General features: G+C 59.3%; 23 protein-coding genes. 8 read left to right on the top strand and 15 right to left on the bottom strand.

The window, feature by feature from the left end:
* Positions 1 to 367: 367 nt before the first annotated feature.
* The 6 genes from HF257_RS01610 to puuE form a co-directional block, all read right to left on the bottom strand.
* On the bottom strand, positions 368 to 1714 hold the full coding sequence (locus HF257_RS01610) for a nucleobase:cation symporter-2 family protein (RefSeq protein WP_185703757.1): 1347 nt from the start codon (positions 1712 to 1714) through the stop codon (positions 368 to 370).
* Between the two features lie 195 nt (positions 1715 to 1909).
* Positions 1910 to 3202 (bottom strand): urate hydroxylase PuuD, encoded by a 1293-nt coding sequence (locus HF257_RS01605; protein ID WP_185703759.1) that lies wholly within the window; start codon positions 3200 to 3202, stop codon positions 1910 to 1912.
* A gap of 51 nt (positions 3203 to 3253) precedes the next feature.
* On the bottom strand, positions 3254 to 3757 hold the full coding sequence (locus tag HF257_RS01600) for an ureidoglycolate lyase (RefSeq protein WP_185703761.1): 504 nt from the start codon (positions 3755 to 3757) through the stop codon (positions 3254 to 3256).
* 119 nt (positions 3758 to 3876) lie between these two features.
* Entirely contained in the window at positions 3877 to 4872 is a 996-nt protein-coding gene (gene alc, locus HF257_RS01595) for an allantoicase (RefSeq protein WP_185703763.1), read from the bottom strand.
* Between the two features lie 80 nt (positions 4873 to 4952).
* On the bottom strand, positions 4953 to 5468 hold the full coding sequence (gene uraD / locus HF257_RS01590; protein WP_185703765.1) for a 2-oxo-4-hydroxy-4-carboxy-5-ureidoimidazoline decarboxylase: 516 nt from the start codon (positions 5466 to 5468) through the stop codon (positions 4953 to 4955).
* A complete protein-coding gene (gene puuE / locus HF257_RS01585; protein ID WP_185703767.1) occupies positions 5465 to 6391 on the bottom strand; it encodes an allantoinase PuuE in 927 nt (308 codons plus the stop codon). Before puuE ends, uraD begins: the two co-directional genes overlap by 4 nt.
* A gap of 386 nt (positions 6392 to 6777) precedes the next feature.
* On the opposite strand from puuE, the gene uraH reads away from it, so the two are divergent.
* Both uraH and HF257_RS01575 read left to right on the top strand, forming a co-directional pair.
* On the top strand, positions 6778 to 7131 hold the full coding sequence (gene uraH, locus HF257_RS01580; protein ID WP_185703769.1) for a hydroxyisourate hydrolase: 354 nt from the start codon (positions 6778 to 6780) through the stop codon (positions 7129 to 7131).
* Positions 7132 to 7276: 145 nt separating this feature from the next.
* Entirely contained in the window at positions 7277 to 12520 is a 5244-nt protein-coding gene (locus HF257_RS01575) for a dermonecrotic toxin domain-containing protein (protein ID WP_185703771.1), read from the top strand.
* On the opposite strand, the gene HF257_RS01570 is transcribed toward HF257_RS01575, so the two are convergent.
* From HF257_RS01570 to HF257_RS01560, 3 genes are all read right to left on the bottom strand, one after another.
* Positions 12498 to 13136, bottom strand: a complete 639-nt coding sequence (locus HF257_RS01570) for a LysE family translocator (protein ID WP_185703773.1) — start codon at positions 13134 to 13136, stop codon at positions 12498 to 12500. The two genes, HF257_RS01575 and HF257_RS01570, sit on opposite strands and share 23 nt — an antisense overlap.
* A gap of 11 nt (positions 13137 to 13147) precedes the next feature.
* A complete protein-coding gene (locus HF257_RS01565; RefSeq protein ID WP_185703775.1) occupies positions 13148 to 14494 on the bottom strand; it encodes an NCS2 family permease in 1347 nt (448 codons plus the stop codon).
* A gap of 177 nt (positions 14495 to 14671) precedes the next feature.
* Positions 14672 to 15106: a MarR family winged helix-turn-helix transcriptional regulator gene (locus tag HF257_RS01560; RefSeq protein WP_185703777.1), complete on the bottom strand. Its 435-nt coding sequence runs from the start codon at positions 15104 to 15106 to the stop codon at positions 14672 to 14674.
* A gap of 81 nt (positions 15107 to 15187) precedes the next feature.
* Between HF257_RS01560 and HF257_RS01555 the strand changes: the two genes are divergently transcribed.
* Positions 15188 to 16354, top strand: coding sequence for an aminotransferase-like domain-containing protein (locus HF257_RS01555; RefSeq protein ID WP_185704362.1), 1167 nt, complete (start codon positions 15188 to 15190; stop codon positions 16352 to 16354).
* A 10-nt stretch (positions 16355 to 16364) separates the two neighbouring features.
* Complete coding sequence (locus HF257_RS01550) at positions 16365 to 16967, top strand: glutathione S-transferase family protein (protein WP_185703779.1); 603 nt, start codon at positions 16365 to 16367, stop codon at positions 16965 to 16967.
* A gap of 125 nt (positions 16968 to 17092) precedes the next feature.
* Here HF257_RS01550 and HF257_RS01545 read toward each other — a convergent pair whose 3' ends face one another.
* On the bottom strand, positions 17093 to 17983 hold the full coding sequence (locus HF257_RS01545; RefSeq protein WP_185703781.1) for a LysR family transcriptional regulator: 891 nt from the start codon (positions 17981 to 17983) through the stop codon (positions 17093 to 17095).
* Between the two features lie 111 nt (positions 17984 to 18094).
* Between HF257_RS01545 and HF257_RS01540 the strand changes: the two genes are divergently transcribed.
* From HF257_RS01540 to HF257_RS01530, 3 genes are read left to right on the top strand one after another with little or no spacing between them, the layout of a single operon-like run.
* Positions 18095 to 19387 (top strand): CitMHS family transporter, encoded by a 1293-nt coding sequence (locus HF257_RS01540; protein WP_185703783.1) that lies wholly within the window; start codon positions 18095 to 18097, stop codon positions 19385 to 19387.
* Between the two features lies 1 nt (position 19388).
* Complete coding sequence (locus HF257_RS01535) at positions 19389 to 20714, top strand: acyclic terpene utilization AtuA family protein (protein WP_185703785.1); 1326 nt, start codon at positions 19389 to 19391, stop codon at positions 20712 to 20714.
* Positions 20711 to 21031 carry an AtuA-related protein gene (locus tag HF257_RS01530; protein WP_185703787.1) on the top strand — a complete coding sequence of 107 codons (321 nt, stop codon included), beginning with the start codon at positions 20711 to 20713 and terminating at the stop codon, positions 21029 to 21031. The genes HF257_RS01535 and HF257_RS01530 overlap by 4 nt, the downstream gene beginning before the upstream one ends.
* Positions 21032 to 21141: 110 nt before the next feature.
* Here HF257_RS01530 and HF257_RS01525 read toward each other — a convergent pair whose 3' ends face one another.
* From HF257_RS01525 to HF257_RS01505, 5 genes are all read right to left on the bottom strand, one after another.
* Positions 21142 to 21513: a glutathione S-transferase N-terminal domain-containing protein gene (locus HF257_RS01525; protein WP_185703789.1), complete on the bottom strand. Its 372-nt coding sequence runs from the start codon at positions 21511 to 21513 to the stop codon at positions 21142 to 21144.
* Positions 21514 to 21614: 101 nt separating this feature from the next.
* Positions 21615 to 22160: a GTP cyclohydrolase I FolE gene (gene folE / locus HF257_RS01520; RefSeq protein WP_003442011.1), complete on the bottom strand. Its 546-nt coding sequence runs from the start codon at positions 22158 to 22160 to the stop codon at positions 21615 to 21617.
* A 78-nt stretch (positions 22161 to 22238) separates the two neighbouring features.
* A complete protein-coding gene (locus HF257_RS01515; RefSeq protein ID WP_032888029.1) occupies positions 22239 to 22796 on the bottom strand; it encodes a Smr/MutS family protein in 558 nt (185 codons plus the stop codon).
* 75 nt (positions 22797 to 22871) lie between these two features.
* Entirely contained in the window at positions 22872 to 23192 is a 321-nt protein-coding gene (locus HF257_RS01510; RefSeq protein ID WP_185703791.1) for a hypothetical protein, read from the bottom strand.
* 142 nt (positions 23193 to 23334) lie between these two features.
* Positions 23335 to 23925, bottom strand: coding sequence for a cysteine hydrolase family protein (locus HF257_RS01505; RefSeq protein ID WP_185703793.1), 591 nt, complete (start codon positions 23923 to 23925; stop codon positions 23335 to 23337).
* A 239-nt stretch (positions 23926 to 24164) separates the two neighbouring features.
* Here HF257_RS01505 and prmB point away from each other — a divergent pair, with 239 nt between their 5' ends.
* Positions 24165 to 25073, top strand: a complete 909-nt coding sequence (gene prmB, locus HF257_RS01500; protein ID WP_185703795.1) for a 50S ribosomal protein L3 N(5)-glutamine methyltransferase — start codon at positions 24165 to 24167, stop codon at positions 25071 to 25073.
* Positions 25074 to 25147: the final 74 nt, after the last annotated feature.

The following is a 25147-nucleotide window of genomic DNA, read 5'->3' as shown; positions in this document are numbered from 1 at the left end:
TCGCTGCAAAAATCGTCTATTCGGTCAGCTTTAGTGCTTGTAGCAAGAGCTGCGCCAAGGTGTTTAAAAAGCCAAAAAATCCCCGTCGGCTGCATGAAATGCAGTCGAATTCAGAGGACTTTTGCGCACGTTGGCTGCAGACATGAGGCCGGGATAAGTTGGCCTTGCAGTCAGCTTTTACATTTGCTGTTTTTTTTTGAGTCGATTCGAGCGGGCGCGGAGAATACTGGCTCCAAAGCCTTGGCTCAAGTGCGCTGTAACAGAGCGCGTGGGGCAAGAATGGGGCACGGCGTGTGGCCGGCCCCAGGTGAATGCTGTGCATGTGGATATTCCCGGTTTCGTTATTGTTTTTATTTGAACGAAGGAATCAATGCGTATGGGCGACGGCAGGTCGTTCAGAGCCACCGAGAATGTTGAACAGGATATTCAGCGACAACGCGCTGAGCGTGGCCATGGCGATGCCGCTATGGGTAATCGGGCTCATCCACAACGGCAACTGGGCGAAGAACTCCGGACGCACCACCGGGATCAGGCCCATGCCGATACTCACCGCCACCAGCAACTGGTTGCGGCGGTCGGCAATGTCGGCTTCCTGCAGGATCTTGATCCCGGTAGCCGCCACCATGCCGAACATGGCGATTGCCGCACCACCCAATACCGCAGGCGGAATCGACGCCACCAGGAATGCCGCTTTCGGCAGCAGGCTGAGCACAATCAAAAAGGCCCCGGCCATGATCGTCACCGAACGGCAACGCACGCCGGTCATCTGCACCAGGCCGATGTTCTGGGCGAAGGAGGAGTGGGTAAAGGTGTTGAAGAACCCGGCAAAGAACGAAGCGCCGGCATCACACAGCAAGCCACGGCGCAGCATCTTCGGCGTGACGTCCTGGCCGGTGATCTTGCCCAGCGCGAGGAACATCCCGGTGGATTCGACAAAGATGATCACCACCACCAGGCACATCGACAGGATCGGCGCCAACTCGAACTTGGGCATGCCGAAGTGCAACGGCGTGACCACCTGCACCCACGGCGCCTGCGCCAAACCGCTAAGGTCGACCATGCCCAGCATGCCGCACAGCACGTAGCCCAGGCCCATGCCGATCAGCACCGAGATGTTCACCCAGAAGCCACGCATGAAGCGGTTGATCAACAGGATAGTGCCCAGGACCAATGCGGCAATCGCCAGGTAGACCGGCGAGCCGAAGGTGGCGGCTGCGCTGCCACCGCCGGCCCAGTTTACGGCCACTGGAAACAGCGACAAACCGATGGCGGTGATCACAGTGCCCGTCACCAGCGGCGGAAAGAAGCGTACGACTTTGGACATGAACGGCGCGATGACCATGCCGAAGAACCCGGCGGCGATCGTCGCGCCGAAGATCCCCTGCAAACCTATACCGGGCATGCCCGCCATGGCGACCATGCTGCCGACGGCGGCGAAACTGGCGCCCATCATCACCGGCATGCGAATGCCCACCGGGCCGATGCCGAACGACTGCACCATGGTGGCAATACCGGCCACCAGCAGGTCGGCGTTGATCAGGAACGCGATTTCTTCACGGCTAAGGCCGGCGGCCTGGCCAATGATCAGGGGCACGGCGACAGCGCCGCCGTACATCAGCAAGACGTGTTGCAGGCCTACCAGAATCAGTTGCAAGAGGGGCAGCCGCACCATGGCGGGTGCGGCAGGAATCTGCGGTTCGGCTAACTCGGTCATGCAACACCTCGGATCTTTTTTATTTTTGTGTTGTTCGGCATTCAATTGCCGGGTGGAACGCAATCTTCAAAACACGGCAAATCCCCTGTGGGAGCGGGCTTGCTCGCGAACGCGGTGGGTCAGTCACCTGAAGTGTTGAATGACACACCGCATTCGCGAGCAAGCCCGCTCCCACATTGGATCTACGTGGATCAGTTAATTAGTGCGGGCTCCTTGATTGATCCAGGTGCCAATCAAATCCCGCTCCTGCTGGGTCATTTGGGTGATGTTGCCCAGTGGCATGATCTGGCTGGCCACGGCTTGCGCCTGAATACGCGCTGCCTGCTGCTGGATCTGCGTCGGGGTATCGAACATCACCCCAGCCGGTGCGGTGCTGAACAGCGGGCTGGTGGGCTTGGCCGAATGGCAGACGGCGCAACGTTCCTGGATCACCCCGTGTACTTTGTCGAAATCAATCGTGGCCTGGGCCGGTGCAGGTTCAGCTGCCGGTGCAGCGGGCGCCGCCGGTGCGGCGGGTTTCAAGCCGCCACCCAACGCCGTTTCCGGCAGCGGTTGGTACTCGATGGCCGCTGGGGCCTTGGCCACTTCGGCAACGGGCTTGGGACCGGTCACGTACGCCAGGCTGATCATTGCCAACGCGCCGACCGGCAGTGTCCACGCATACTTCTGGCTGTTATGCCGGGTGTTGAAGTAGTGACGCACCAACACTGCCGCCACCGCGATACCGGCCAGGATCAGCCAGTTGTATTGGCTGCCATAGGTACTCGGGAAGTGGTTGCTGATCATGATGAACAGCACGGGCAAGGTGAAGTAGTTGTTGTGACGCGAACGCAGCAAGCCCTTGGCCGGCAGCGCGGGGTCCGGCGTGCGGTTCTCGGCAATCGCCGCTACCAGCGCACGTTGCGCCGGCATGATGATGCGGAACACGTTACCCACCATGATGGTGCCGATTACCGCACCCACATGCAGGTAGGCGCCACGGCCACTGAACACTTTGCTGAAGCCATAAGCTGCGGCAATCAACAGCACGAACAGGATGAAACCCAGCAGGGCAGGGCGTTTGCCCAGGGCCGAGTCGCAGAGGAAGGAGTAGATGAACCAGCCGGCGAACAGTGAGCCGATGCCCAGCAAGACGCCTTCGGTGCCGCTGAGCGTGCTGCCGGGGGCGAGCAGGTACAGCGTCGGGTTCCAGTAGAACACCACGCACAGCAGCGCAATGCCCGACATCCAGGTGAAGTAGGCTTCCCATTTGAACCAGTGCAAGTTGTCCGGCATGGTCGGCGGGGCCAGTTTGTATTTTTCCAGGTGGTAGATACCGCCACCGTGGATCGCCCACAAGTCACCGGCCAGGCCGCTCTTGGGGTTGACGCGATTCAGGTTGTTTTCCAGCCAGACGAAGTAGAAAGAAGCGCCGATCCACGCGACGCCCGTGATCATGTGAACCCAGCGCACGCTAAGGTTCAGCCATTCCATCAAATGTGCTTCCACAGTCTTTACCTCTCGCCTGTCACCCTTGTTGTCGGGTGATCAGACCTTCTCTTATTGGTGGGGGGCGAGGATCAACCGCTCATCCTCTTTGAAAAAATGCTCATCGCAGTTATTGCCTGTGCCACTGCGATCAACCACCAGGAAGTCATCCCGCTTTTCGATCGTCAGCACCGGATGGTGCCAAACGCCGCGATGGTAATTAATGCCCTGCCTGCCGTTGGTAACGAAGGCGCGGACCAAGCCCGATACAGGTTCATCGCCAACTGGCGCGACCACGATCAGAAAGGGGTTGCCGAGCAGCGGTATGAACGCCTGGCTGCCCAGCGGGTGTCGTTCCAGCATGCACACGGTCAGCGGCATGTCCTGCGCGTCGGCGCGGAAGATGCTGATGATGGCGTGGTCTTCCGGCTTAGCGGTTTCGACCGTGGCCAGTTTGTGAAAGCGCATGGTCGACCCGTTGTTGATCATGAAGTGATCGCTGCCGTCGGTTTCGATAACGTCTCCGAAAGGGGCGAAGGCTTCTTTGGTCAGGGGTTCGATCACTAGTGTGCGCATGGCTGTCTCTTATCCGAATGTTGTGTTGTTAGTTCTGACGCCTTCGCGAGCAAGCCCGCTCCCACATTTGGAATGCATTCCCCTGTGGGAGCGGGCTTGCTCGCGAATAGGTTCACCGCTTATTTAGCGACTTTGCCCAGAACACGCAGGCGGCTCACACCACCATCCGGGAATACATTCAGACGGATGTGGGTAATCGGGCCCAGCGCCTTGATCTGTTCGGCGAAGGTGTGCTCAGCGTGCATTTCCAGCTTCTGCGCCGGCAGCAGTTCGCGCCAGAACAGCGATTGGGTTTCGATCTGGCTGTCGGTGCCGCCCTTCACGAACGCGCCCTGGATCGAGCAAGTGTCCGGGTAGTTGCCCTTGAAGTGCAGGGTGTCGACGATGACTTTCTCGATCTCGCCCGGGTGGCCCAGTGCGACGATCACCCAGTCATTGCCCGGTGTACGACGACGCGCGGTTTCCCAGCCGTCGCCCATGTTGATGCCTCGGCCTGGGTTGAGGATGTTGCTCATGCGGCCAAAGTGCTCGTCAGAGCAAGCCAGCGCACGACCGCCGTTCAGGGCAGCAGCCAGGTCTACCTGTTCGTTGTCGCCCACCGAGGACCAGTCGCGGAACGGTACGCCGTATACGCGCAGACGCGCCACGCCGCCATCCGGGTAGATGTTGAAACGCAGGTGGCTGAACGCCTTGTCGTTGTTGATCTCGTGGTAGTGGTGGCTGTTGCCTTGCAGCTCGACGGCCGACAGCACTTCCACCCACTGGGTGTTTTCATCAGGGTCACCCGAGGCCAGGAAGCAGGCCTCCAGGGAGGCCGACGGCGGGAAGTTGCCGGTGAAGAATGAAGTGTCGATGTCCACGCCTTTGATCGAGCCAGGCACGCCCAGGCGGATCACTGCGCTGTCGTAGCCTTCGAAGCGTTTGCGGCGCGACTCCCAGCCGTCCATCCACTTGCCGTTGTCATCGAAAACGCCCTCCTTCCACACGGCCGGGGTCGGCTGGAACAGGCGGTTGGCGTCAGCGAACCAGTCATCGGTCACCGAAAGGATCTTGGTGCCCAGACGGGCGTCGGCCAGGTTGACGAACTTCTCGAAAGGTACGGCGTAAGCTTTCATTCTTCTTGTCTGCCTTGAATTGAGTGGCTTGGGATGCTCGCCAGGCCCTGGGCGTCATGAGCGCTCGGGTCAGGGTTGCTTTAAAGGGTCAGTAAACGGAACAACGCGATCTTGTTGATCTCGGCCAGTGCGCATTTGAACTCGGCCTCAACCGAGTTGTGAATGCGCGTTTCGAACGCGGCCAGGATCTGATGCCGGTTGCTGCCTTTTACCGCCATGATGAAGGGAAACTTGAACTTGGCCTTGTAGGCATCGTTCAGCTCGGTGAAGCGAGAAAACTCTTCGGCCGTGCATTGGTGAATCCCCGCGCCAGCTTGCTCATCGGTGCTGGCTTGGGTGAGTTGGCCCTGGACGGCAGCTTTGCCGGCCAGGTCCGGGTGAGCGTTGATCAGGGCCAACTGGCTGGCATGATCGGCGCTCAACAGGATGTCGCTCATGCGCTGGTGCAGGGTTTCGATCTCATCGATCGAAGCGTCCTGGCCCAGGTCGAAGGCCTTTTCGGCCACCCATGGCGAATGTTCGTAGATGTCGGCGAAGGCCTGGACGAATGCGTCGCGGCTCAATGTCGAAGGTTTCAGGGTTTGGAACGCAGTCATTTCGCCGCTCCCTTGAAGGGGTGGGTTTCGTGCCAGTGACGGGCAATGTCGACACGGCGAGTGAACCACACGTGATCGTGACCTTTGACGTACTCGATGAACCGCTTCAAGGAGGCCAGGCGTGCCGGGCGGCCGATCAGGCGGCAATGCAGGCCGATGGAAAGCATTTTCGGCGCCTCGGCGCCTTCGGCGTAGAGCACGTCGAACGCGTCTTTGAGGTATTCGAAGAAGTCATCGCCCTTGTTGAAGCCCTGCACCTGGGTGAAGCGCATGTCGTTGGTGTCCAGGGTGTAGGGGATCACCAAGTGCGGCTTGCCGGTGGGGTTGTTGGGCTCCCAGTAGGGCAGGTCGTCGTCGTAGGTGTCGCAGTCGTAGAGAAAGCCGCCTTCCTCCATCACCAGCCGCCGTGTATTGGGGCCGGTGCGCCCGGTGTACCAGCCCAGTGGGCGTTCGCCGGTCAGTTCGGTGAGGATGCGGATCGCTTCGAGCATATGCTCGCGTTCCTGGGCCTCGTCCATGTATTGGTAGTCGATCCAGCGATAGCCGTGGCTGCAGATCTCGTGGCCGGCCTCGACCATGGCGCGGATCACATCCGGGTGACGCTGGGCAGCCATGGCCACGGCAAAGATAGTCAGCGGAATATCGAATTCTTTAAACAGCTTGAGGATGCGCCACACGCCGGCACGGCTGCCGTATTCGTACAGCGACTCCATGCTCATGTTGCGCGCGCCCTGCAGCGGCTGGGCCGAGACCATTTCCGAGAGGAAGGCTTCGGACTCTTTGTCGCCGTGCAAAATATTGCGCTCACCGCCTTCTTCGTAGTTGAGTACGAAAGACAGCGCAATGCGCGCCTTGCCCCGCCAGTGGGGGTGAGGAGGGTTACTGCCGTAACCGATCAGGTCGCGTGGGTAGTCAGCGCTCACTGCAGTCTTCCTTCTTGTTCGTGATCATTCATGTGGCGGCCGGGCAGTGAAATGACTGGGTGGCGTCACAGCGATGAGTGATTGTATACAACTTATCGTCGACTTTGTAAGCCTACATTTCCGCATTTTTTCTGCAGGGCTCCCTGTGAAGGGTGTAGCAAGAAACTTGCCTGGTTGGTCAGTAAATGGATAAAAGGTCGTTTAAAAGCAAGGATTACTCGCCAATTACTTGTTGAAGCAATGAGGACGGGGTGATGCAAAGGTTTGTGATTTTTATTGTGTACAATTTTTTTAAAAAGTGTCTTAATCAGTCATCGCCGGCTTTTTCATTGCCCTGAAAAGGTGCGGATCTCTTTTCTACTGACTTCGGGAGGCGCGTAGACGCCATGGGACGTTTGACCACACACGTTTTGGACGCCGCGCACGGCTGTCCAGGCAGCGCGATCAAAGTTGAGCTGTACCGCGTCGAGGGCGCGCAGCTTGAGCTGGTCGCCACGGCTATCACCAACAGCGATGGCCGCTGCGATACACCGCTTCTGCAAGGCGACGACTACCGCAGCGGCGTGTACCAACTGCAGTTCAGCGCCGGGGACTACTACCGCGCTCGTGGTGTGCAACTGCCGGAGCCCGCGTTCCTTGACGTGGTCGTGCTGCGCTTCGGCATCAGTGCCGAGCAGGATCACTACCATGTCCCGCTACTGATTTCGCCTTACAGCTACTCCACCTATCGCGGTAGCTAGCGTCACCTCGCTTCACACCCCCAAAGCTCTTCGTTGGTTTTTCGCCCGCCCACACTGCGGGCTTTTTTTCGTTTGCGTCAACTATCTAACAACCCTTGAACATCTGCGTTACCTAGGCTGGTTTTTTCAACGAGAAGAAAAAACCATGACCTCGACCATCGAAACGCCCTTCGTTTCTCTCGCGTCCGACACCGACGATGTTGACGACTTCAACGACGCTGAAGTGGCCGCCGAAGCCAGGTCACGGGCGATTCGTGAGCAGTTGAAGTGGCGGATCAACTCCTGCACTCATCCCAGTCGCCTGATCAATCAGGTTTGCCTTGCCGACATGCGCTGCCGCGAATCGGCGCAGACGCTGACAAAGCTGATAGGGCGCTCGCCCAAAGTCTTGAAGGTGATCCGCGCTGAGCTGTACAAGGCGTTCAATGAGGAGCCGGACAATGTGCTGTTTACCGTACCCGCGCAGGACGGTGAGCCCGAGAAAGTCGATAGCCTGACAGATCGGGCATTTTTGCTGCTCTTCCAGCACCGGGTTGATGCCAGTGTTAGCGCGTCAACCACTCTGAGCATCAAAGGAAAACCAGGCTATCGATTGATGGTCACACCGCTGGAAGCACTGCAACGGGTGAGTGCGCTGAACCTCCTTGAGCGATTGGCCCACGCGGCTAATCAATATTGGGACAGCCTGGCATACGGCTCCTGGCTGACGCGTCGAGAGTCCTGGGTAGGCTTGCACAAGGAACTGTTCGCCGACCGCGCCTTGATCGCACGGCAGTTGGATGAATTGTCGCGTACCGGAATGGAGTTGGTTCAGGCCGTGATCGATGCCCCGAGCGCTGAGGCGCGCCGGTGCGCAGGGGGTGATTGGGCGCATGTTCGAGTGGGCAGCATACTGTGGCCAGGTACGCCTTCGATTGCGATTCCAGGCGCTTTGCATCTCTATCGTCAGGGTGATCCCAGCGGTCTGCCCCATATCATTTACCTGCCTGGTGTGGCCCGTAATTTCCATGAATACCCTTCCTTCGTCGCCCTTCAGTGCGGTGTGTTGGAACTGAGCAAGACACGCTTTGACGAGCTGTGGCAATGCTTGCCTTTGAATCGTCGCCAGGGGTTATGCCGCCCTGCGGACTTGTCCGCCGCGTCGAGCGTTCTACGTGGCTTGGAGATTCAGGGCGACGCGTTGGCGCTGGAGGCGCATGAGCTGTTGAGGCAGCAATGGGATAACGAATTGGCGTGTGCTGTGACGATTTATCACAAGCAGGTATTTGCCCAGGAACGCACGCATCCCGTTGATGCGGGCTCTTTTCTCAAGTTCGTGGAGGGCAACAGGAAGCAATTGGTCGGTGGCGGGCGGCTTGGTGAAGTGTGTGACGAGTTGCTCAAATGGGACCACCAGCGTCGCCACGCAGAAATTATCTTTGCCAGTTCCGCGTCCGGCTTGGCCCTGCGCACGGTAGAACAGCAACTCGAGCGTTACGAAAAAGGCATGGCCGCGTTGCTGGATCCGGATGATCCAGGCGCTGAGACACCTGCGTATCAGGCGTTCGTCGCATGGGTGAACCAACTCAAGGTTCATGCCCAAACCTTGAGTACATTTTCGCAGGGTGCCCGGCAACGGTTGCTCGACGTTGATTTTTGGTCCGAACGCCACGGTGGGGTGGGCACACCCAGGCGGGTTGTGTCGTTTATGCGCGCGCAAACCGAGGCCTTGCGTTGCGAGGTGCAGGTGCAACACAGGCTTAAGCTTCTGAGTACGGCGCATCGGGACCTGATGATCGAAGTGCTGGAGCAGCCTTTGCCCGCACGGCGCCCAAACAGTCAAACCCAGGTGCTGTCTATCGCCATCGGCAGCGAGTCGGATGGTTTTTACCCACTTCATAATATCTGGGTGGTGACGACCGCAGCGGCGGTGCGGGTCCCGCAGCGGCAACTGCCGGTGGTGCTGTACGTTTTCGGGGCGCAGGGTGGGTTGATCGCGTTGGCCGGTTTGGACGCGCTCACCCGAAGCGTCAAGGCCAGTCTCGCCAGCCGCGACGACTCCGTGTTGTGGGGCAATGTCGCGCGTGATAAGCGCAACGGCTTACGCGCACAGGCGGCGCATCAAACCTTGGCGGTGCGCTATGTGCCCATCGCTGGCAAGCCTGCCTTGGTCTCCATCAAGAAACTCCTTGGGTCTTATGATCGGTTGTACAAAAGCAACGATGACATCACGCGCATTTTCAGTGAGGTGAAGGACGCCGAGTTGAGCCGTGCGCTGCTGCTGACTGAGCTGGAAAAACAACTGCAGGTTCCTGGAAATAGTGCGCTTAGCCGCGCCCAGACGAATATCGAGCTACTGCGCAAGGCTGCGCTTGACGCGAAAAAACTGCCCGCGTGGTTAACAGGCTCAACGCATGCGCAGCGTAAACACTTCAGGCGCTTGCAAAAGCGTTACGCGAGCAGCGTCTGGGCCTTTATAGCCCGGGAAGAACAACATCTGCCGGACTTGAATACCTATGCGCGCCAGGCATTGACCGCTCGTTTGTGTCAGGAAGGTATCTCTCTGGGGATAGAAATAGACGAACCCTTTATGGCGATGTCAGGTGATATCCACGGCACGTACTGTGATCATGAAGAGGCTTGCCTCCTGAAAGACCCACAGAAAATATTGCCCCCGTCCTCTTCGTGCCGGGCCTTCAGTCTGTTGGAGTTGGCGCTGCAAAATCTGGATCCGTTGGCACCTTGGACGCAATACAAACTAGACCGTGCCTGCCCTTTGCGCTGGACCTGGCCAGGCAGCCTTTCGACTGGCCACTTGCGGCAAATGATGTCGTCGCTGGATATCGGTGGCCAATACGATGCGTTGATAAAAAAAACGTTTTATCCACCGGCCAATCCCGACCACTCGCTCAGCGAAGGACGTATTCCCGAGTTACTGAATCGCGTGTTGCGCGCGGGCGCTGAGTATCATCTTTTTTCAGCGGTTCAACAGGGGTTGTCGGTGAACGCGCAGAGCGTGTTCAGCACTGCAATGGCCGCAAGAGCGCCGCAGGACTTGTTGAAAAACAGCCATGAGTTACAGCTGCACGTAGTTCATTTGGTGGGGCATACGATGCTGCATGATCGCTATGTCACAGGAATAGTGGTGATGCACGACAAGCGCTCGCAGCTTTGTGTGGTCTATTGGCCCCAGGCTCCCTACGCGTTGGTGCTCACTGAGTACAGCGGCCTTGAAAACGCGAGGGTTGCGTTGAACCGTCTAGGCGCATTGCCAGATAACGCCAAGATGCTGGCACGACAGATCGCACCTGGCTGGGCCTTCCAGGCACCGCTCTCTGCTGTGCTTGACCCCAATACGATCAACATTTTTGACGTGGCCCCTAATACCGCCTTGGTGAAAGGGATTTGGCAGCTGTCGCGCGCGTTCCGCGTAAAGCATCTGGAACCTTCACTGTCGCTTGATGAGACAGAAGAGCTGGTGTTCGAGCAGATTGCCAGTGATCCTCAGGATTGGCTGGCGATCGTCGCCAGTTCCAACTGCAATGCCCAGGCCTTGCTGTACAGAGGCCATGTGCATAAGTTGCAGCGCCAGACACAGGCGGCCAGTTACTCCAATAAGGCGCTGGAAGACTATCGAATCCGCCGTCTTCGCGACGAAAGCGTGGTCAAAACACGGATGGTATTAAGTGCCTTTATTCCGATAATCGGGATCTTCAGTGACATCTATGAGGTGTACGTTGCGGCGCGACGTTATCAACGCTCTGGCGATTCCCGAGATAAAGACGTGCTGGCCAATACGATCAAATTTTTGTTGGTGGGTCTGGTCATGACCTTCATTCCTGGCCCCAAGAGAGCTGGGGCCGCTGTACGTTCGGCTTTTCCGCCGGCTTTGCGGCGGTTGCGTCGCTGGCGTCTAGAGCCAAGCAGTGCTCCCCGGCCGACACCCTCCGTGAGGCTGCTTCCGGTACTGGAGCGCTATAAAGTCAAATCGGTGCCAGAGGGGGCTGTGCCGTTGAAGGGGCCGGGGCGGGAAGGTGTCTACGTCAAAAATGGCGAGTTATTTGTTACGGATGACACCCACCACTATCCGGTGTACCGACGCGCGGACGAGTCGTTGTTTCGCTTGAAAAACCAACAGGTGCCGGGGCAGGACGAACTGATCCTAAATATCAACGAGTCCAGGGAGTGGTTACTCGGCGCGGACGCGCCTCAACCGGTGGCGGGAACGAGTTCAAGCATGCTTAACCCGTGGACCGCCCCGGTCTCTCCGGCACCGGACTGGTGGCCACCCGTCGTGCGCAGTGCTACGGAGAACAGGATCCTTCAGTCCACCACGCCCGCCCTCCATTGGCTCGATTGGCGTATGCAAATTCCGATCAGCTCGCAATTGAGTTCCCCCGCGCCTGGGGTCTTTCATGTCCCTTTGGACGCTCAAGGATTTTCCTACAATGCCCTGCGGGTAGCCCCCGTGTATGCGAGCTTGACGGACCCCTCAAGCGGTTTTTATAGGTTGCTGCCGCAGGGCAATCAAGCACCTTTGAACCGTATTGTGTTTATTACAAAGAATGCCCCCCCAGTCTCATTGGCACGCGTTGATATCGAGCGTTGGGCAAGCACTGATCTCCTTGAACAACCCCTCGCGGCGTCCCGCACGCAATCGCATGGATGGCAACTTCATGCACCGTTGTTCGACAAACCGCTGACAGGTTACGTGGCAGACGCGTTTCCTGGCATGACGGGGAAAAGTCGCGAATTTACAGTCGCAAGAATGGTTGAGTTGGCAGATCCGAACAGGGTTGCGACGGCTACTCATATGCTCAACGTCCGCGCGGCGCTGGACGACTGGTTACCGCCAGCACCCGCAAAATCGGGGCAGACGGACGATTTGTTGAGGATGCTACGACCCATTGAAAGAGGGCGGTCGAGTACATTCATCGGTTACGAAGGCGCAACTCCGGGCTTCACTCGTGTTGACTTCGTGCCGCCGTTCTTATTGGAAAGACGGCTCCAGCACGAAGGTAAAAGGTTCGCGGCGCAACGCGATATCGTGCAGCGCAAAGCCGTCAAGAGAGTGCTGGAGGCGCAAGGATTCACCGTTCGGGAGTTCGACGTAGTACGCGGCCGTAAAATAAGCCATGAAGCCATCGCGACACATGCCAATTCCCCCAGCCAGCTCTACTACGTGTCTTACCACTGGTTTGAAAAGGGTCATGTCACATTAGGCGCCAGATTCACGAACAATTGGTTCGTTGCACGATCCACCCGTTATATGAATATGGCATTGTCGGACGAGATCCACCTCGCGCTGCGTGAGCAACGCGTGGTGCGGATTTTGGCCGGCATCCAATGGCCGAGCCAGGGGCGCGTTTCGGCAAGCGTTTACTTCGTTAAATTGACACCCGCGCCTTGAGCAGCGAGACGATGCCCGCACCACTGAACAGTGCGGCACTGATGCGGTTGAACCAACTCTGCCCCTTGCCGCTGCGCAAATAGCGCGCAGCGCCGTGGGCACCCAAGCCGTAGGTCAGCTTGCACAGCAAATCGAGAGCCGTCCAAGTAGCAATCATCACCAGCAGCTGCGGCAGAAACGCCTGCTGGCTGTTGAGGAATTGCGGCAGGAAGGCGGCAAAAAACAGGATGTCCTTGGGGTTGCTGGCACCCAGTACAAACGCGCGGCCAAACAAGGCGCGAAAGCGAGGCGTGGCTGCCACTTGCGGGACTTCGGCGCCATTGGCCGGTTGCCGCGATTGCTGCCAGCTTTGCCACGCGAGATAGAACAGGTACGCCGCGCCAACCACTTTCAAGGCGCTGAATAGCTGCTCGGAAGCCAGCAGCAGGGCGCCCAAGCCGAGGGCCGAAGCGCTGAGCAGGCAGATCGAGGCAAATACCCCACCCAGAAACGCTGGATACGATCGGCGCAAGCCATAATTCAGGCTGTTGCTGATCATCAACAATGACAGCGGCCCGGGGATCAGAATCACCACCAATGCCGCGCCGCTGAACAGTAGCCAGGTTTCCAGGTTCATCCTTTGCTCCTTTATAGAAATATGAATTTGGCGATAAAAATCGCGCACAGCACCCACAGGCTGACGGAAATCTCGCGGTACTTACCGGTACCGGCCTTGAGCGCCACGTAAGTGATAAAGCCCAGGGCGATCCCGTCAGCGACCGAGAAGGTCAACGGCATCATGATCGCGGTGACAATCGCCGGAATGCTGTCGGTGGCTTCATCCCAGTTGATGTGAGCCATGCTCGCCATCATTAGCATCGCCACGTAGATCAACGCGCCGGCGGTGGCATACGCCGGGATCATGCCGGCCAGCGGTGCGAAAAACATCGCTGCCACAAACAGGATGCCCACGGTCACGGCGGTGAGCCCGGTGCGGCCGCCAGCGGCCACGCCAGCAGCACTTTCAACATAGCTCGTGACCGGTGGCACACCGACCATCGCGCCAAATACGCTGGAAGCGCTGTCAGCCTTCAATGCACGGGACAGGTTATCGATCTTGCCATCGGCATTGACTAGGCCCGCACGCTGCGCGACGCCCATCAGTGTACCTGCGGTGTCGAACATGTGTACAAAAAGAAACGCGAAAACAACGCTAATCATGCTGACATTGAATACACCTTTGATATCCATAGCCATCCAGGTCGGCGCCAGGCTCGGTGGCGTGGAGAGAATACCGTTGTAGTGCACCAGGTCCAGGCCCCAACCCGCGAGGGTCACGGCGATGATGCTGATGAGGATCGCGCCGAATACACGGTGGTAGCTGAGGATGGCGATCAGCAAGAAGCACACCGCCGCCAGCAGGGGTGCCGGTTCGTGCAGTGAACCGAGCTTGATCAGCGTGGCCGGGCTGTCGACGATGATGCCGGCGGTTTTCAAGCCGATCACCCCGAGGAACAGGCCGACGCCCGCGCCCATCGCGTGGCGCAGGCTCACGGGGATGCTGTTGAGCAGCCATTCACGCACACGGGACAGGGTCAGGCCCATGAACAGCACACCGGAAATGAACACCGCACCCAGCGCGGTTTCCCAGTGGTAGCCCATGGTGCCGACCACCGTGTAGGTGAAGAACGCATTCAGCCCCATGCCCGGCGCCAGGCCCACCGGCCAGTTGGCGTACAGGCCCATCAACAGGCAACCCAGTGCGGCGGCGATGCAGGTGGCAACAAACGCCGCGCCGTGATCGATGCCGGCGTCGGCCATGATGTTGGGGTTGACGAAGATGATGTAGGCCATGGTGATGAAGGTGGTGAGGCCGGCGATCAGCTCGGTCTTCACTGTGGTGCCATGCAAGCGCAGTTTGAACAGGCGTTCCAGCCAGCTGTTGCTGGGCGGGGAGAGGTCCAGCGTCGGGGCTTCAGATTTGCGGCTATCCACAGCAAGTACTCCTCAAGAGTTTTATTGTTATTTCCAGCGCCGGTCACAAATGTGGGCAACAGCGCTTTGAGGTACTGGCGGGTTTTGTTGACCAATAGGTCAGGAACTCGCACGAGGCGAATTATGCTTTTGTATACAAAGAAAGCAAATAATGTTTTCGAATAGTTGGATGAAAGGCTAGTTCGCTGCACTCAGGGCCTGATTGACGGCCAGCCATCCCGTCACCGCTTCTTCCCCCGCTTCGCTGAACGCGCGTTGCAGCAGCTTCACTTGTTCGCGGCGCAGTGACTGTTCGAAACGCAGGCCTTCCTCGCTCAATTCCAACAGGCGTTTGCGCTTGTCGGTCTCGGACGCAACGCTGTTTACCAAGTACATTTCCTGTAATTGGCGCAGCGGCATGTTCAGCGCTTGTTTGCTCACGCCGAGCAATTCCAGCAGCTCCTTCACGCTCAAGGCAGGGTAGCGCGCGATAAAAAACACGATGCGCTGGTGCACTCGGCTCAGGCCGCGGCGCTCAAGCATTTCGTCAGCCTTGGCGGTGAACGCCTGGTAACCAAAGAAGAACGCTTCCATGGCTTCTTGCTGAGCGGCTGGGTTTTTAAGGTCAAGCATATTGACGTATCCGTGCAAGTCGTCGTAATTTCGGTCAACCAGTTTGACGTATTTCCTACAGTCTTCGCTACCGGTGACCCTATGGCCTTCTCTGAACGTGTTACGCGCCTCAAAAGCTCCTTGATCCGTGAAATCCTCGCGGCAGCCCAGCGCCCGGAAGTGATGTCGTTCGCCGGTGGCCTGCCGGCCGAAGCCATGCTGCCTGCGCTGAACTGGGATGACATGCCACTGAACATTGGCCAGTACGGCATGAGTGAAGGGGAGCCGCAGTTGCGCGAATTGCTCGCCGCCGAGGCCCGCGCGCTTGGCGTGCCGTGCCAGGCCAGCCAGGTGCTGGTGGTCAGTGGCTCTCAGCAAACCCTGGACCTGGCGGCCAAGCTGTATATCGACAAAGGCACTCAAATCCTGCTGGAAGGCCCGACCTACCTGGCGGCGTTGCAGATCTTCCAACTGTTCGGTGCCGACTGCCTCACCGTCCAGTTGGAAGCCGACGGCCCGGACTTGGCCGCGCTGCGCGCCAGCCTGGAGCGCCATCGCCCGGCGTTCATCTACCTGATCCCGACTTTCCAGAACCCCTCGGCCGTGCGCTACAGCGAGGCCAAGCGCGAAGCCGTCGCCGCACTGCTGGACGAGTTCGGGGTGACGCTGATCGAAGACGAACCCTACCGCGAATTGACCTTCGACGGTGGCAGCGCCAAACCCATCGCGGGGCGCCTGAAAAAGGCCAGCTGGATCTACACCGGTACTGTGTCCAAAACCCTGCTGCCAGGGCTGCGCGTCGGCTATTTGATCGCCAGTCCGGATCTGTTCCCGCACTTGCTCAAGCTCAAGCAGTCGGCCGACTTGCACACCAACCGTGTCGGCCAATGGCAGGCAATGCAGTGGATCGGCACGGAAAAATACCAGCAACACCTGCAGGAATTGCGCAGCTTCTACCGCGAACGCCGCGATGCCTTCCAGTCCGCGCTGGAGCGTCACTTCGCTGACCTGGCCGACTGGCAAGTGCCCCAGGGCGGATTATTCTTCTGGCTGACCTTGAAACAGCCGTTGGACACCCGCACTTTGTTGGCTCCATCGCTCGATCAGGACGTCGCGTTCATGCCCGGTGAACCGTTCTTTTCCGAGCCGGACCAACACCTGGGTTCATTGCGGCTCAATTTCAGCCATATCGACCCGGCCCGCCTGGATGAAGGTCTCAAGCGCCTGGCCACGGTGGTCCGTCAAGCACAGCACGCGCAAGCGGCATAAGGGGAGCCCCATGTACAAGGTTTATGGCGATTACAAGTCGGGCAACTGCTACAAGGTCAAATTGATGCTCAACCTGCTGGGCATTCCCTATCAATGGATCGACGTGGATATCCTCAACGGCGACACCCAGACCGCCGAGTTCCTGGCAAAGAACCCCAACGGCAAGATCCCGGTGCTGGAGCTGGAAGACGGCACCTGTCTGTGGGAGTCCAACGCGATCCTTAACTTCCTGGCCGATGGCAGCGAATTCCTGCCCTCCGAGCCGCGTTTGCGCACCCAGGCGCTGCAATGGCAGTTCTTCGAGCAGTACAGCCATGAGCCGTACATTGCGGTGGCGCGGTTTATCCAGTTTTACCTGAACATGCCCGAAGACCGCCTGGAGGAATACAAGACCTGCCATAAGCGCGGCTACAAAGCGCTGAAGGTGATGGAACGCCAGCTGCAGGCCACGCCGTACCTGGTGGGCGAGCAGTATTCGATTGCCGATATTGCGTTGTATGCCTATACGCATGTGGCGCATGAGGGTGGGTTTGATCTGGCGCCGTACCCGGCGGTGCAGGCGTGGTTGGCGCGGGTGGCCAGCCATCCCAAGCATGTGCCGATGCTGGACTGATTCACTCGGTCAACATGTGGGAGCTGGCTTGCCTGCGATGCGGGCGACTCGGTCTGTCAGTTGTACCGAGGTGATGCCATCGCGGGCAAGCCCGGCTCCCACACAAGCCTGCTCTAACTTTAGCGCTATGTTGTGCCAGGTAATTTTTCACTGAGCAGATCGAAGCAGCGCTGTGCCGCCGGGCTCAGGGCCATCCCGCTACGACTGATCAACCCGATCTCCCGGTTAACGCCGGGGTGATCGATGTTAATCCGCTTCAACCCCTCCAGGCTGTCCGCCGCCGACTCTGGCAACACACTGATCCCCAGCCCCTGGCGCACCAACGCCAACACCGTCGACATGTAGTTGGCCTCCATTCCCGCATTCATCGTCAATCGCGTTTCATCGAACAGCGCATCCACCTGCTCACGCACACTGCTGTCACGGCCGGTCAGGATGATCGGTTGCTCCGCCAGTTGCTCCAGGGTCAATTGACGATGGCGTACGAGGGGATGATCCAATGGCAGAAAAGCACACAAGCGATCATTCAGCACCGGCACAAAGTCCAGCCCATGGCTGAGCCGCGCGCGCACGCCAATGCCGAAGTCCACGTCGCCGGAACGCACTTGAGCGTGAATGCGGTGCGCCACCAGGTCATGCAGGCGTACTTCGATCCCGGCGAAGTGCTCGCGAAACAGGCGCAGCACTGGTGGCAGGGAGCCAGCACATACCGAGGGCAGGGCGGCGATGGTTACCACGCCCCGGCGCAACGCGGCGAGGTCGCGGGAGCCGGTGACGATGTTGTCCAGGTCCAGCAGCAGTTTTTCCATGGGGCCACGGGCATCCAGACCGGCGGCGGTAATACTGACGTGGCGCGGACTGCGGTCGAGCAGGGCGACGCCGAGCCAGTCTTCCAGTTGTTGCACCTGCACCGTCAGCGCCGAGGGCGACAGATGCAGTTCATTGGCCGCCTTGGTGAAACTGCCGGTGCGGGCCACCGCGAGAAACGCCTGAATGTGCTGGATGCTGTTCTTCATTTTGTTTTTCCGAACGTGCTAGGCCGAATATTCCAATTTACAAAGACTACCCTGCTTCCAATACTCCAGGGAAAACAATAACCGGCCACAAAGGCCGCTCTGGAGTAACCCATGCTCGCAACCCTGGGTGTCATCACCATCCTGTGCCTGCTCGCTGCCGTCATGAGCAAACGTCTCTCGCCCCTGGTGGCCCTGATCGCCTTGCCGATCATCGCCGCGCTGCTCGGCGGGTTCGGCCTGCAAACCAGTGCCTTCATCATTACCGGTATCAAGAACGTTGCCCCTGTGGTGGGCATGTTTGTGTTTGCGATTCTGTTTTTCGGGATCATGACCGACGCTGGCATGCTCGACCCCATCATTGATCGTATCCTGCGAACGGTGGGGACGCGCCCTACACGAATTGTTGTCGGCACCGCGACCCTGGCGCTGCTGGTGCACCTGGACGGTTCCGGCGCAGTGACATTTTTGGTGACGGTGCCGGCGATGCTGCCGCTGTACACGCGGCTGGGCATCGACAAACGCATCCTCGCCTGCGTGTGTGCGATGGCCGCTGGGGTCAACTTCCTACCGTGGACCGGCCCGGTATTGCGCTCGTCGGCAGCCCTGCATGTGCCGGTGGCGGACCTGTTCCAGCCCCTGATCCCGGTACAAATCGTCGGCCTGATCTTCGTGTTCGCCTGTGCCTGGTGGCTGGGCCGTCGCGAAGAAAAACGCCTGGGCCTGGGCGCCGGCTCCACGGTCGATGCCATGCCGCAGCGCGTGCTCAGTGACGACGACATCAAGCTGCGCCGTCCACGGTTGTTCTGGGTCAACCTGATCCTCACCGTGCTGGTGATGGTGGTGATGATTGCCGGCTGGGTCGACCCGGTGGTGATGTTCATGCTCGGCACCGTGGTGGCGCTGTGCATCAACTACCCGAACGTCGACGCCCAGCGCGCCCGTATTGACGCCCACGCAAAAACCGCGCTGACCATGGCCAGCATCCTGCTCGCCGCCGGGGTGTTCACCGGGATCATGCAAGGCACCGGCATGCTCAAGGCCATTGCCGAAGTGGCGGTGGCGCAGATTCCAGCGGGCCACGGTAAGTTGATCCCGGCGGTGGTGGGCTTTATTTCCATGCCGTTGAGCATGTTGTTTGACCCCGATTCCTACTATTTCGGCGTGATGCCGGTGATCGCCGAAGTGGGCAAAGCCCTGGGCGTCGACCCGCTGCAAGTGGCCCAGGCCTCATTACTGGGCGTGCACACCACCGGATTCCCGGTCAGCCCGCTGACCCCTGCGACCTTCCTGTTGGTGGGCCTGTGCAAGGTCGAATTGGCCGATCACCAGCGCTTCACCATTCCGTTTCTGTTTGCGGCGTCGGTGTTGATGACCCTGACTGCGTTGCTGCTGGGAGTGATTTGAGATGAAAACCTTGCGTATCGGTTCCGGCGCCGGCTATTCCGGCGACCGTATCGAACCTGCTGTGGAGCTGGCCGAACAGGGCGATTTGGATTACCTGGTGTTCGAATGCCTGGCTGAACGCACGATCGCCTTGGCGCAACAGGCGCGGATCAGCGATCCACAGGGGGGTTATGACCCGCTATTGAGTGAACGCATGCGCCGCGTACTGCCTTTTGTAGGCGCGAAGGGCGGGCGTCGTCGCTTGCGGGTGATCACCAATATGGGCGCGGCCAATCCGGTGTCGGCGGCAGATGAGGTGCGGCGTATTGCACTTGAGCTGGGCCTTGAGCTCAAGGTGATCGCCGTGGTCGGCGATGACGTGCTGAATGTGCTGGCCCCCGAATTTCTGTTGGATAACGGCCAGACTGTCGGGTCGTTGGGCGAACGGCTGATTTCTGCGAATGCCTATTTGGGCGTCGACGGCATCCTGGACGCGTTGCGCGCTGATGCGGACGTGGTGATCACCGGGAGGGTGGCCGACCCGTCGCTATTCCTCGCCCCACAGATGTTTGAGTTCGGCTGGGCGGCGGACGACTGGCAGCGATTGGGGCGCGGTACGTTGGTGGGGCATTTGCTCGAATGCGCCGGGCAGGTCAGCGGCGGGTATTTTGCCGATCCTGGCTTCAAGGATGTGGATGACCTGGCGCGCCTGGGTTTCCCACTGGCCGAGATTGATGTCGACGGCGAAGCGGTGATTACCAAGGTGACGGGGTCGGGTGGACGGGTAAGCCGCGCCACCTGCACAGAGCAGCTGATATACGAAGTGCATGACCCAGCGGCGTATCTGACGCCGGATGTCACGGCGGACTTCTCCCAAGTGGGTTTTGTCGAGGAGGGCATTGACCGCGTTCGCGCCGCAGGTGCCGGCGGCCGTTCCCGCCCCGAACAGCTGAAAGTCAGTGTCGGCTATCTGGACGGTTGGATTGGCGAGGGACAGATGTCCTACGGCGGCCCCGGTGCTGTCGCACGGGCGCAGTTGGCGCGGGATGTCGTCCTCAAACGCTTGGAGTTGATGGGCGTGAAAATGCAGGACGTGCGCGCCGAACTGATCGGCATGGACTCGCTCCACGGCCCACGCAGCACTGTCGAACCCTGGGAAGTGCGCCTGCGCGTGGCGGCCCGCTGTGAAGATCGCAGTGAAGCGGTGCGTGTCGGCAACGAAGTCGAAACCCTTTACACCAACGGCCCATCCGGCGGCGGTGGTGCGAGCAAGAGTGTGCGGCAAGTGGTGGCGGTGGCATCGTTGTTGTTGCCGCGCAACCAGGTCAACCCGAGGATCGAAGCATGAAGCTGCACACGCTGGCCCATTCCCGCACGGGGGATAAGGGCGACACGTCGAACATTTCGATCATTGCGTATCGGGCCGAGGATTACTCGTTGCTGTGTGAACAGCTGACGGCTGAGCGGGTGGCGGAGTACTTTGCTGGCTTGCTAGAGCCAGGCGCTGCGCCGGTTCGTCGTTATGAATTGCAGAATGTGCAGGCGCTGAACTTTGTGTTACCGGGGATCTTGCGCGGCGGGGTCACGCGCTCGCTGGCGCTGGATGCCCATGGCAAGTGCCTGGGTTCGGCGCTGCTCGATCTTGATCTGGTAATACAAAACTAAATGTGGGAGCGGGCTTGCTCGCGAAAGCGGTGGATCAGTTGAGATATCTGTGACTGACACACCGCATTCGCGAGCAAGCCCGCTCCCACATTTGGATTTGCGCCCGTCTGTCAGACCGCAGCAAACCGCTTATCCAGGTAATCAATGATCACTTTGGAGTCGTACATCCAAGTGACCTGGCCATTCTCTTCAATACGCAAGCACGGCACTTTGATCTTGCCACCTTGTTCCAGCAGGGTCTGGCGGTCCTGTTCGTTGTTCTTTGCGTCCTTCAAGGCCACCGGCACATTCAGGCGGTGCAGGGTGCGGCGGGTCTTCACGCAAAACGGGCAGGCGTGGAACTGATACAGCGTCAATTCCTTGGCCGCCGCATTCACCTGTGCCTGTTGCTCGGCAGGGCGCTGCTTTTTGCGTGGGCGGGTCAGGAAATCGCCCGCGATGATGATTTGGCCGAGGCCCACTCGAAGTGCTTTGACGAACATGGCTGAAACCTCTTGCCCATGAAGAAGGGGCCGCAGCTTACAGGAATTCTGCAGGCGAAAAAAAACCGGCGATGAACGCCGGCCTTTTCCTACACAGCCTGTTACTTGATCAGGCTGAGGAATTCGCTGCGGGTTGCCGCGTTTTCGCGGAACTCACCCAGCATCACCGAGGTGATCATCGACGAATTCTGTTTCTCGACACCGCGCATCATCATGCACATGTGCTTGGCCTCGATCACCACCGCCACGCCCAGGGCGCCGGTCACTTGCATCACCGCATCGGCGATCTGACGGCTGAGGTTTTCCTGGATCTGCAGGCGGCGCGCGTACATATCGACAATCCGCGCGACCTTGGACAGGCCCAGCACTTTGCCGCTTGGGATGTACGCGACGTGGGCCTTGCCGATGAACGGCAGCAGGTGGTGTTCGCACAGCGAGTACAACTCGATGTCCTTGACCAGCACCATTTCGCTGTTGTCGGAGCTGAACAAGGCACCGTTGGTGACTTCTTCCAGTGTCTGTTCATAACCGCGGCAGAGGTACTGCATCGCCTTGGCGGCACGTTTTGGCGTGTCTAGCAGACCCTCGCGGGAAACGTCCTCGCCGAGTTGGCCGAGGATCGCGGTGTAATTCTGTTCCAGGGACATGAAACTACCTGTGGGATTTTCGCAAAGCGCAAGGTTACGGTGGCCGGCACATCGCTGCAAGCCTGACGATGGCACTTGTTACTCGTCGCGCCCTTCCATCATGGTGCGCTTGAGCATCACATACACCGCACCCGCGCCGCCGTGGCGGGCCTGGCACGAGGTAAAACCCAGTACCTGGGCATGTTGGCGCAGCCAGGTGTTGACATGACTCTTGATCATTGGGCGTTTGCCGTCCAGCCGCACAGCCTTGCCGTGGGTGACGCGCACGCAGCGGATTTCAAATTTGGTCGCTTCGGCGAGAAAGGCCCACAGGGTTTCGCGGGCTTTTTCCACGGTCATGCCGTGCAGGTCGAGGCTGCCTTCGAACGGGATCTGGCCGACCTTGAGCTTGCGCATCTGGCTTTCCTGCACACCGTCGCGGGCCCACATCAGCTCGTCTTCGGGCCCGACGTCGATCACGAACTGGTCCGACAGGCCATCCACGGTGGTGGCGTCGGTGCGCACGGTAGCAGCCTGGCGCAGCTTGGCGATCTGCGCCCGGTCGGCCTTGGGTTTGCCGGTATCGGCGCGGTCGTGCTTGATCGGCTTGACGCCGCGCAGCTCGTTTTTGAACAGGGAAAAATCGTCGTCTTGCATGTCAGCCTCCGCGAAGGGCGGGCAGTTTACCTAAATCGCGGCGGCCAGGGCGCAGGAAACGCTATCCAAGCGCCATCAGTCGTGCTTTTTCATGAGGTGAGAGGCGATGTTCAGTGACAGGGGTTGGCGCATTTTCCGACGGCTGCGCCGCCACAACCACACGCCCAGCCACAGCACCAGCAGCCCGATCACCAACAGGATAGCCGAGCCGCCAGGGCTGGCATTCAGTTCGCCAAGCGCTGGCGAATGGCCCAGCAAACCGGCACCACCAGCGCCGATCATCAACACGCCAACAATCGCCAGTAGCGCGGCAAAACCGGCTACCAGGCGCAGACGCCAGTTGCTCGGGCCCTTGGGGCGCAAGCGACGAGCATCAAAACCATCGGATATCTTCATTCCGACCTTTCCTCCAGGGTATCGGCCCTTCGACCGGACAATACACAGGTTGTTCCGGGAGCAGAGGTAAATGCGCCAAATGAAAGGGCTTTGCGGATGAGCGGGGCAATAAACACTGCCGCGCCGCTCATCAGAAGGGCGATCAGATCAGATCTTTGGTCAGCGCCAAGGTGGCGAAGTTGTCAGCCATGATGGCCATTTCGGTCTGTTGCACATGTTCGGCGCTGAGGATGCCGCCTTTGTAAGGCAAGTCACGGGTGGCGCAGGCGTCTTCCACCAGGGTGCAGCGAAAGCCCAGGTTCTTGGCGGCACGCACGGTGGTGCTGACGCTGGAGTGGCTCATGAAACCGCAGACGATCAGGTCGAGGGAACCGAGGTCCTGCAAGTGTTTCTCCAGGCCGGTGCCGTGAAAGGCGCTGGGTAGCAGCTTGCCGATGATGGTTTCGTCAGCCATGGGCTCCAGGCCGGGAATGAATTCGCCGCGCTCGCCCTGGGGGTCGAACAGGCCACCGACGGTACCCAAGTGACGCACATGCACAATCGGGCGCCCGGCGTTACGCGCTGATGATACAAGCTGCTTGATATTGCTGACGGCTGCGTCCATGCCCGAAAGGGCGAGCGGGCCGCTGAGGTATTCCTTCTGGGCGTCGATGATCACGAGGGTCGCATGGCTGAGGTTGGCTGCTGCGTAACCGCGACCGCTGAGTTGAAACATCGTCTTTGGAACGGACATTCTGGGGCTCCTGTGAGGGGGGCTTTTGCGACATTGTCCACTGGCTGAGCGGTTCTGTGAATCGCTACCATCGTAAGGTACGCCGTTGTTGACGTGCAGCGATGTCAAGAGGTGGGTCTGTTTGGCGCAATGATGGCAATTTGGATGAAATCCGACAGGTGGTGAAGGCTTTTCGTACATCGTCGGTACAGGCGAAGGCTGTTAGAATCGCCAGTCGTTTTTTCCAGGAGTCTGCCCCCGTGATCACTTCCCGCCTGCGCACCTTGCGCGACCACATCCGTTGGGCTGTCAGCCGTTTCCATGGGGAAGACCTGTTTTTCGGCCATGGTACTGACAATGCCTGGGACGAAGCGCGCCAATTGGTGCTCGGTGCCTTGCATCTGCCGTGGGAAATCGCCGACAGCTACTTGGACTGCAACTTGGAAGAAGAGGAAATCTCTCACGTGCAGCGCTTGTTGCATCGCCGTATTCACGAGCGTGTTCCTACCGCCTATCTATTGAAAGAAGCCTGGTTCTGCGGCATGTCGTTTATCGTAGACGAGCGTGTGTTGATCCCACGTTCACCGATTGGCGAACTGATCGAAAACCGCTTCGAACCCTGGCTGGCCCAACCGCCAGCCCGCATTCTCGACCTGTGCACCGGCTCTGGCTGCATCGGTATTGCCTGCGCCTACGAGTTCCAGGACGCCGAAGTGGTGCTGGGCGACCTTTCGTTCGAAGCGCTGGAAGTGGCCAACCAGAACATCGAGCGCCATGGCGTCGACGAGCGCGTGTACACCGTGCAAGGCGACGGCTTTGACGGCCTGCCGGGCCAGCGCTTTGACCTGATCGTGTCCAACCCACCGTACGTGGATGCCGAAGACTTCGCCGACATGCCCGACGAGTACCAGCACGAACCTGAGCTGGGCCTGGCCTGCGGCGATGACGGCTTGAACCTGGTACGGCGCATGCTGGCCGAGGCTGCGGACCACTTGACCGAGAAGGGCTTGCTGATTGTTGAAGTGGGCAACAGCCAGGTTCACGTCGAGGCGCTGTACCCGGAAGTGGATTTTGCCTGGCTGGACTTCCAGCGGGGTGGGCATGGGGTGTTCATGCTGACAGCGCAACAGTGCCGCCAGCATCAGGCTGTCTTCGCCGCGAGGGTCTAGTCGACCTCACTGACGAAATGCAGTAAATGTGGGAGCGGGCTTGCTCGCGAATGCGGTGGATCAGTTACAGATGG

This window comes from Pseudomonas cremoris (assembly GCF_014230465.1).
The sequence above is the reverse complement of the archived record's forward strand: the minus strand, read 5'-3'. Positions and strand labels throughout refer to the sequence as shown.